A 7,844-nucleotide genomic window follows, 5' to 3' on the forward strand; every position below is an offset into this window, starting at 1 on the left:
GCCCCTTCGCCTCCTTGCTGCATCGCAGGAGGATACGACCATGAGTGATCTATTCTTCGGAACCGACCTGTTCAACGAACTCGACTCGCGCTATGCCAACGGCTGCCTGTCTGTCAGTGTTGGCAAGCAGGAAGCCTCGAAGCCACGGGCGATTACGGTGCAATAGCGCGAGGAGCAGTCGCTGGTGCGTCGGCTCGGCCAACCTGCGCGCTGCCGACGTGCCTCTTGCCGGAGGGGCCAGGTATTTTTCATTGCGTGAATGGAGGACGAGATGAAGACGGATCTGGGCAAGTGGAATCCCTTCAAGTTCCTGCGGAGACCGGCGGCGGAGAAGCCATCCAGTGACGAGCCGTCGAACGTTCCTGTGCCCCGGCACAGGGCCTCCGAATGGCCGGACGTTTCGCGGCTGTTCTCCGGCGAACCATGGCGTGCGATGGGGGAGTTCCTGCATGAACCGTTCGCCGGCTTCAGCGGTCTGGACCGGTGGTTCGGCGACTTCAGTTCTTCCCGCTTCCAGCCGAGGATCGACGTGGTCGACGATGGCGCGGCATTGCGGATCACGGCCGAGCTGCCGGGCATGGAGCGTGAGGACGTGAAGACCACCATCGAAGATGGGGCGCTGGTGCTGCGCGGAGAGAAGCGACAGGATGTTTGCAGCGAAGAAAACGGCTGTTACCGCCTGGAGCGCGCATATGGGGCATTCATGCGCAGCATCCCGTTACCGGATGGCCTCGACCTGGACCACGTCGATGCGCGCTTCGAACGCGGCCTTTTGACAGTGCGCTTGCCCAAGTCGGGCTCGCCGCAGGCTGCGGTCCGGCGAATCGACGTGAAGTGAGCCGGATAGAAGAGTGGGCCGGGTGGCAGCCGGCTTCTCGCTACCGTAGCAGCCAAACGGAAGCGGGTTCTGGCATGCCCCGGCCCCAGGGTCTGTACGCATCTTTGGCAAAAGGAGGCTTCGATGGAGTTTGATTCCGAATGGCTAACCCTGGGCAAGCATCGGCTGCGGCTGAGATGCGCGCGCGGGTTCCCCACCGAAAGGACGCGGCGTGTGGCGGAACTCGCCAGGATCGCCATTGAGAGCAACCTCAGCGCGGCGGCAAGGCTGGTCGAGGTAAGCAGTGAAGGCGAGAGGGCCTACACGGTCAGCGTCGGCACGACGTTTGCCAAAGACCGCGAAGCAGCCCCGCACCTGGAGCTGGCGTTGGCCACGATGCTTGGGCTGAAGGTCGGCCAGGTCTCTATGGAAATAGTGGTTGTCAGCCAGGCAGACGTTGACAAGCACTTTGGCGTCTATGAGCGAATGCTGGCGGAAAAACTGGGCGTCGTGCCTTCGATACAGTAAGGCTCCCGAAGCATGCCAATATCGCGCCCAGCAAGGCGCCAGCATTCCGGCCACCGTCACCAGTCGGCGCATTGTTTCCCTGGGTTTTTGAAGCATCGGCAGTGCCGCGCCATACCGGCGGGCAAGCGCTGCGTGCATGACGCGGCCGCCTTTCGGTTGGACGGGATCGCCGCGGGCGACCGCGCCGGCCACGAGGACACGTTTCAGCACGCATGCGTCAAGGGGCTGGCCAGGTGGCGGAAGCCCGGAGCCGGTATCCTTCTTCCCTGCAAGTTCACAACCCCGCATTTTCTATGTCCTCAGAATCAACCGGGCAACCATCGCTCATTAGCACCGGCACCAGGGCCGGGCTGATTTTCGCCCGTGCGGTCATCAACGGCGGCCTGCTCGGCATGGCGCTGGGCGGCGGCGCATTTTTCTTCTACTTGAGCCAGTTCCTGGGGCCGGGCAACACGGCGGTGGATTCCGGCGGCGCGGGCGCCAGCTTCGCGCTGGCCACGTCTGCGCCGTGGTTGGTAGCCGTCCTGCTGCTGTTGTTCGTGGGCGTCTACGCGGTGCTGGGCGTGGCACACGGGCGCGCACGCGCCATGCAACACCTTGTGGAGGCGCACGGCGACGTCCTGACGCAGCGCCTGGCGTCTGCATTCGCGGACCGCATCGAAGCCATGCCACATACGCACGGGACGCTGGAGCGCACGGCAGACTGGCTGTCGGTCGACGCCTTGAGCAAGCAATTGGCGCCGGTATTGGGCGAAGGTCGGGCGGTGCGCTCGGCGATCGCCTTCGTGCTGAACCGCCTGCCAATCAGCGACATGCTCGCCGAATTGCAATCGTGCCGCGCAGCGGCGAGCGAACCGCCAGCGGGCGACAAAGGCGCAGTGAAGGATCCTGCGCTACGCGCCATGCTCACGCGCTGTATCAGCAAGACATTGCAGGACATAGCGGCGCCCTCGAGCGAACCGCTATACGTCGCGCTAGGCGCGCATGCGCTCCTGCTGGGCGTGGGACTCTGGCTGGTGTGGTGAGCCGACGCCGGCTGGCTGAATATCATGGGCAGCGCCTTGGGCGGACATTTCAACTTTGCTGAAACCGGACATTACCGCTTAGCTGCTACACCTACGTTTCGCATAATAAGTGTTATGTCAAATAAAGTTGATTTCGGAGATGGCTGCCAGCAGTTCGGCAGCCACCATAGGCCCTCACGCCGCCTGCTCAAGCCATAACGCGCTGCGCCTGTATCCAAGCAAGATCAGCCACCCGCGCGAAGCGCTCGCCCATGGCACGCGCGTCGGCGCTGGACGCCGTGCCGCGTGCGGCGCGGGCCTTGATGCCATGGAGAATCGCTGCGAAGCGGAACATGTTGAAAGCGATGTAGAAATCCAGGTTGCCAATGCCCTGGCGTCCGGTGCGGCGGCAGTAGGCTTCGACATAGGCGGCCTCGTCGGGCAATCCCGCTGCCGCCAGGTCCCGCCCCGCGATGCCGCCCAGGATATCGGGCGGCATGCGGAACATCATGGCGTGATAGGCAAAGTCGGCAAGCGGATCGCCCAGCGTCGACAGTTCCCAGTCCAGCACCGCCAGCACCCGCGGCTCAGTGGGATGGAAGATCAGGTTGTCGGCGCGGAAATCGCCGTGGGTGATGGCAACCTCATCGGCGGCGGGCAGATGCCGGGGCAACCAGTCGACCAGTTGGTCCATCGCAGGATGCCGGCCGGCCAGCTCGTCGCTGCGGTACTGCTCCGACCAGCGCGTGACCTGACGGGCGACGTAGCCGCCAGGCTTGCCGTAGTCGCCCAGGCCGACGGCAGCCGGATCGATGGTGTGGAGGCTGGCCAGCGTGGCATTCATGGCGTCCATGTAGGCCGCACGCTCGCCCGGCGCCACATCGGAAAAACCGGCATCCCAGAAGATCCGGCCCTCGACGAGATCCATGACGAAGAACCAACTGCCGATCACCGCGTCGTCGGTGCAGAGCCCGTGGATCCGGGGTACCGGAAAGCCCGCCTGGCCCAGCGCCGCCATCACCCTGGCTTCGCGTTCCACGGCGTGGGCGCCTCTGACCAGCTCGCCGGGTGGCTTGCGTCGCAGCACATAGCTGCGCCCGGGCGTACGCAGGCGATAGGTAGGATTGGACTGCCCGCCCTTGAACTGGTCGATCGTCAGCGGTCCGGCGTATCCCGCCACGTTACGCGCCATCCAGCGCTCCAGCGCAGCCTGGTCGAAGCGATGCTGGTCGCGCACCGGCCCTGTGCCGGCGAAGGCTTGCGCGCTAGCCATGGCTCGCCTCCCCGCTCAGGGTCTTGCGCTTGATCATCTTTGCCAGCGACCATTTGTGTACCTCGGTGGGGCCGTCGTAGATGCGGAAGGCGCGGACTTCACGGAACACCTGCTCGACGATGGAATCGCGCGAGACCCCCGAGCCGCCCATGATCTGCACGCAACGGTCGGCCACGCGGAACACCGCCTCGGACACCGCCACCTTGGTCATCGAGCTCTCGTTGGTCCCCACGGCACCGCCATCGAGCACGCCGGCGCACCAGTCGATCATCAATGCCGCCTGCTGCAGGTCGATCAGGTTCTCGGCCAGCATGAATCCTACGCCTTCATGGTCGATCAGCAGCTTGCCAAATGCCTTGCGCGTGGTCGCGTAGGCCGTGGCGATCTCATGCGCACGCGTGGCGCAGCCGTGCCAGCGCATGCAATGCGACAGGCGGGCTGGCGACAACCTGACCTGGGCATAGCGGAAGCCTTCGTTGATTTCGCCAAGCACCTGGCTGGCCGGGACCCGCAGGTTGTCGATGACGATCAGGGCGTGCCCGCCGGGCATCGAGTTGTCGATGGTGTCCAGCACACGCTCGATCCGAATGGCGGGATCGGGCAGGTCCACCAGGAACATGGTGGACTGCACCTTGCCGTCCTCGCCCGTGCGCGCCATCACAATGCCGACCGAAGCCCCTTCCGCGCCAGTGATGAACATCTTGCGCCCGTTGATGACCCACTCGTCGCCCTGCTTCACCGCGGTGGTCTGCAGCATTGACGGATCCGAGCCGGCGCCGCCATCCTCGGCAGGCTCGGTCATGAAGAAGGCCGAGCGGGCTGCGCCACTGACAAGCTGGTCGAGGAAGCGCCGCTTCTGTTCCGGGGTGGCGACCTTGCCGAGCAGGAACATATTGCCCTCGTCGGGGGCCATGGTATTGACGGCCACAGGGCCCAGCGGCGACAGCCCGGAGCGCTTGAGCACGGCTGCGGTCTCCAGCTGCGTCAGGTGGCTGCCATCATCGAGGATGTGCGGCGTCATGACGCCCGCCTCGCGCGCCTTGGCGCGCAGTTCGTCGACCAGGTCCGTCGACGGGCCATGGGCACCGTAACGGGGGTCGCGCTCGTAGGGCGCGACGACTTTGCGCACAAAGGACTCGACGCGATCGGCGATGGCCCGGCTGCGTTCGGTCGGACAGGGAGTGAACATGGGTATGTGTCTCAGAGCGAGTTGATGGAGTGGCCGCCGTCAACCGGCAGGACCGTGCCTGTCATGTAGTCGGACGCATCCGAGGCCAGCAACAGCAGCGCGCCGTCGAGCTGGCCGGGCTGGCCGAGCCGGCGCTGCGGAATGCGCGCGATCATGGCCCGGCCGCTGTCGCTCTCGAAGAAGCTGCGGTTGATGTCGGTCTCGAAGTAGCCCGGCGCCAGCGCGTTGACGCGGATGCCGTAACGCGCCCATTCCAGCGCCAGCGAGCGCGTCAGGTGGATCAGGCCTGCCTTCGCGGCGGTGTATGCGGGCACCTGTTGCGCCACGCGCAGGCCGAGGATCGACGCGATATTGACGATGCTGCCGCCGCCGGCTGCGCGCATCATCCGCGCCGCGCACTGCGCCACGCGCCAGGCGCCGTTCAGGTTGGTGTCGATCACGCTTTGCCAGGCGCCCTCCTCTACCTCCATGGCCGGCCCGGTGGTGGCGATGCCGGCGCTGTTGACGACTACCTGGACCGGTCCGAGCTGCCGGTGCGCCGCCTCGAACGCGGCACCGACCGATGCCGGATCCCTGACGTCGAGCGGCACCACGCAGCCTTGCCCGCCCTGCCTGCGCAGGTCGGCCAGCACGGCCTCGCCTTCGGCCACGCGCCGGCCAGCCAGTGCCACCTTGCAGCCTGCGCGCGCCAGCGTCTGCGCAAAGTGCAGGCCCAAACCGCCAAAGGCCCCGGTTACCAGCGCTACCTTGCCGTCCAGATCGGCAAACAGGCCGAGCTCGCGTCCTTGCTGGTTCATTGCTTGTCTCCTCTGTATTGCTGCGAATGCTGCGGCTCAGGCGGCCTTGAGCATGTCCTCGACCACCTTCTTGGCGTCGCCGAACACCATCATGGTCTTGTCCATGTAGAACAGCTCGTTGTCCAGGCCGGCGTAGCCGGCGGCCATCGAGCGCTTGTTGACGATGATGGTCTTGGCCTTGTACGCCTCCAGGATCGGCATCCCGGCGATCGGCGACTTGGGATCGGTCTTGGCCGCCGGATTGACCACGTCGTTTGCGCCCAGCACCAGCACCACGTCGGCCTGGCCGAACTCGCTGTTGATGTCTTCCATTTCGAAGACCTGGTCGTACGGCACTTCTGCCTCGGCCAGCAGCACGTTCATGTGGCCGGGCATGCGGCCAGCCACCGGATGGATCGCGTATTTCACGGTTACACCCTTTTCCGTGAGGGCCTCGGTCAGCTCCTTGAGCGCGTGCTGGGCGCGCGCGACCGCCAGACCGTAGCCAGGCACAATGATGACCGTCTCCGCATTGCCCATCAGGAAGGCGGCGTCGTCGGCCGAGCCCGACTTCACGTTGCGCTGGGCCTGCGCTGCCGGCCCGCTTGCGGACGTGGCGTCGCTGCCGAAGCCGCCCAGGATCACGTTGAAGAACGAGCGGTTCATCGCCTTGCACATGATGTACGAGAGGATGGCACCGCTGGATCCCACCAGCGAGCCGGCGATGATCAGCATCGGGTTGTTCAGCGAGAAGCCGATGCCCGCCGCGGCCCAGCCCGAGTACGAATTCAGCATCGACACCACCACCGGCATGTCGGCGCCGCCGATCGGGATGATGATCAGCACGCCCAGCACGAAGGCAATTGCCAGCATCACCAGGAACGGCTCCCACGCCTGTGTCAGGAAGAAGGCGATGCCGAAACCGACCATGGCCACCGCGAGCAGCAGGTTCAGCCAGTGCTGGCCGGCGAACACCACCGGCGCGCCCTGGAACAGGCGGAACTTGTAGCGCCCGGCCAGCTTGCCGAAGGCGATCACGGAGCCCGAGAAGGTGATGGCGCCGACAAAGCAGCCAATGAACAGCTCGATCCGGTTGCCGAGCGGGATATCACGCGAACCGGCAGCCGTGATGCCGAACGCGGCGGGCTCCGCCACTGCCGCCACCGAAATAAACACCGCCGCCAGGCCGATCAGCGAGTGCATCGCCGCCACCAGCTCGGGCATCTTGGTCATCTGCACTTTCCTGGCCACGTAGGCGCCGATGCCGCCGCCCACCACCAGCGCGGCCAGTATCAGCGCCAGGCCGGTGCCGGGCGCTGATGCATCCGCCCGGCCGGACAGCAGCTCGCTCTTCAGCTTGAAGATCAGCGCCACCGTGGTGAGTGCCGCCACCGCCATGCCGGCCATGCCGAAGCCGTTGCCGCGCCGGGCGGTGGTCGGGTGTGACAGCCCCTTGAGCGCCTGGATAAAGCAGACCGACGCGCCCAGGTAAGACAGCGTCACCAGATTCATCGACAGGCCGTTCATTGCGCTACCTCCGACAGTTTGCCGCCAGGCTGCCCCTTTGCTTCAGCCTGCGCCTTGGGTGCCTTCTTCCTGAACATCTCCAGCATGCGCTGGGTGACCAGGAAGCCGCCGAACACATTGACCGCCGCCAGCGCCACCGCCAGCGTGCCCATTGCGCGGCCAACATAGCCCTCGGTCAGGCCGGCGGCCAGCATGGCGCCAACGATGATGATGGCCGAGATCGCATTGGTCACCGCCATCAACGGCGTATGCAGCGCGGGGGTAACGGTCCAGACCACGTGGTAGCCCACGTAGATCGCCAGGACAAAGATGATCAGGTTGATCACCGTGTGGCTAACCATTTCCATTGAGGTCTCCTTTGCATCAGCCGGCCAGCGCCGCTTGCTTGCGTCCCGTCATCAGGCAGGCGGCGACGATGTCGTCTTCGAGGTTGAGCGTGAACTCGCCGTCCTTGTCGACGACCAGCTTGAGGAAGTCCAGCACGTTGCGGGCATAGAGCGCCGAGGCGTCGGCCGCCACCATGCTGGCCAGGTTGGTATGGCCGATCAGGATCACGCCGTTGTGGTTGGCCACCTGGTCGGCCACCGTCAGCGGGCAGTTGCCGCCCTGCGCGGCGGCCAGGTCGACCACCACCGAGCCCGGCTTCATCTGCTGCACGGTCGCTTCCTGCAGCAGCACCGGCGCCTTGCGCCCGGGGATCAGCGCGGTGGTGATGACGATGTCGGCCTGG

Annotated in this window: 8 protein-coding genes and 2 pseudogenes; 4 read left to right on the forward strand and 6 right to left on the reverse strand. The window is 65.5% G+C overall.

Annotated elements, in window-relative coordinates:
• Window positions 1-88: 88 nt before the first annotated feature.
• The 4 genes and pseudogenes from U9J39_RS25760 to U9J39_RS25775 all read left to right on the forward strand — a co-directional run.
• Window positions 89-166 (forward strand): annotated as a pseudogene (locus tag U9J39_RS25760) (Hsp20/alpha crystallin family protein); the annotation flags it as partial.
• 105 nt (window positions 167-271) lie between these two features.
• Window positions 272-838: an Hsp20/alpha crystallin family protein gene (locus U9J39_RS25765; protein WP_115714242.1), complete on the forward strand. Its 567-nt coding sequence runs from the start codon at window positions 272-274 to the stop codon at window positions 836-838.
• Window positions 839-961: 123 nt separating this feature from the next.
• A complete protein-coding gene (locus tag U9J39_RS25770; RefSeq protein WP_116314407.1) occupies window positions 962-1,345 on the forward strand; it encodes a hypothetical protein in 384 nt (127 codons plus the stop codon).
• Between the two features lie 293 nt (window positions 1,346-1,638).
• The gene (locus U9J39_RS25775) at window positions 1,639-2,370 is read left to right on the forward strand and encodes a hypothetical protein (protein ID WP_115713277.1); all 732 of its coding nucleotides are present in this window, start codon (window positions 1,639-1,641) and stop codon (window positions 2,368-2,370) included.
• A 187-nt stretch (window positions 2,371-2,557) separates the two neighbouring features.
• On the opposite strand, the gene U9J39_RS25780 is transcribed toward U9J39_RS25775, so the two are convergent.
• The 6 genes and pseudogenes from U9J39_RS25780 to U9J39_RS25805 form a co-directional block, all read right to left on the reverse strand.
• Entirely contained in the window at window positions 2,558-3,622 is a 1,065-nt protein-coding gene (locus U9J39_RS25780) for a phosphotransferase (RefSeq protein ID WP_326348487.1), read from the reverse strand.
• Window positions 3,615-4,811: an acyl-CoA dehydrogenase family protein gene (locus U9J39_RS25785; RefSeq protein ID WP_326348488.1), complete on the reverse strand. Its 1,197-nt coding sequence runs from the start codon at window positions 4,809-4,811 to the stop codon at window positions 3,615-3,617. The genes U9J39_RS25780 and U9J39_RS25785 overlap by 8 nt, the downstream gene beginning before the upstream one ends.
• A gap of 11 nt (window positions 4,812-4,822) precedes the next feature.
• Window positions 4,823-5,608: an SDR family NAD(P)-dependent oxidoreductase gene (locus tag U9J39_RS25790; RefSeq protein WP_116314412.1), complete on the reverse strand. Its 786-nt coding sequence runs from the start codon at window positions 5,606-5,608 to the stop codon at window positions 4,823-4,825.
• A 36-nt stretch (window positions 5,609-5,644) separates the two neighbouring features.
• Window positions 5,645-7,114 carry an NAD(P)(+) transhydrogenase (Re/Si-specific) subunit beta gene (locus tag U9J39_RS25795; protein ID WP_326348489.1) on the reverse strand — a complete coding sequence of 490 codons (1,470 nt, stop codon included), beginning with the start codon at window positions 7,112-7,114 and terminating at the stop codon, window positions 5,645-5,647.
• Window positions 7,111-7,461 carry an NAD(P) transhydrogenase subunit alpha gene (locus U9J39_RS25800; protein WP_115700552.1) on the reverse strand — a complete coding sequence of 117 codons (351 nt, stop codon included), beginning with the start codon at window positions 7,459-7,461 and terminating at the stop codon, window positions 7,111-7,113. Before U9J39_RS25800 ends, U9J39_RS25795 begins: the two co-directional genes overlap by 4 nt.
• Before the next feature lie 16 nt (window positions 7,462-7,477).
• Window positions 7,478-7,844, reverse strand: a pseudogene (locus U9J39_RS25805) (NAD(P)(+) transhydrogenase (Re/Si-specific) subunit alpha); the annotation flags it as partial.

This window comes from Cupriavidus sp. SS-3 (assembly GCF_035818815.1).
In the GTDB taxonomy this organism is placed as follows: Bacteria; Pseudomonadota; Gammaproteobacteria; order Burkholderiales; family Burkholderiaceae; genus Cupriavidus; species Cupriavidus taiwanensis_C.

Excerpts from the sequence above, each read along its gene's own strand:
- U9J39_RS25765 (WP_115714242.1), top strand. The coding sequence starts at position 272 with ATGAAGACGGATCTGGGCAAGTGGAATCCCTTCAAGTTCCTGCGGAGA.
- U9J39_RS25770 (WP_116314407.1), top strand. The coding sequence starts at position 962 with ATGGAGTTTGATTCCGAATGGCTAACCCTGGGCAAGCATCGGCTGCGG.
- U9J39_RS25775 (WP_115713277.1), top strand. The coding sequence starts at position 1,639 with ATGTCCTCAGAATCAACCGGGCAACCATCGCTCATTAGCACCGGCACC.
- U9J39_RS25780 (WP_326348487.1), bottom strand. The coding sequence starts at position 3,622 with ATGGCTAGCGCGCAAGCCTTCGCCGGCACAGGGCCGGTGCGCGACCAG.
- U9J39_RS25785 (WP_326348488.1), bottom strand. The coding sequence starts at position 4,811 with ATGTTCACTCCCTGTCCGACCGAACGCAGCCGGGCCATCGCCGATCGC.
- U9J39_RS25790 (WP_116314412.1), bottom strand. The coding sequence starts at position 5,608 with ATGAACCAGCAAGGACGCGAGCTCGGCCTGTTTGCCGATCTGGACGGC.
- U9J39_RS25795 (WP_326348489.1), bottom strand. The coding sequence starts at position 7,114 with ATGAACGGCCTGTCGATGAATCTGGTGACGCTGTCTTACCTGGGCGCG.
- U9J39_RS25800 (WP_115700552.1), bottom strand. The coding sequence starts at position 7,461 with ATGGAAATGGTTAGCCACACGGTGATCAACCTGATCATCTTTGTCCTG.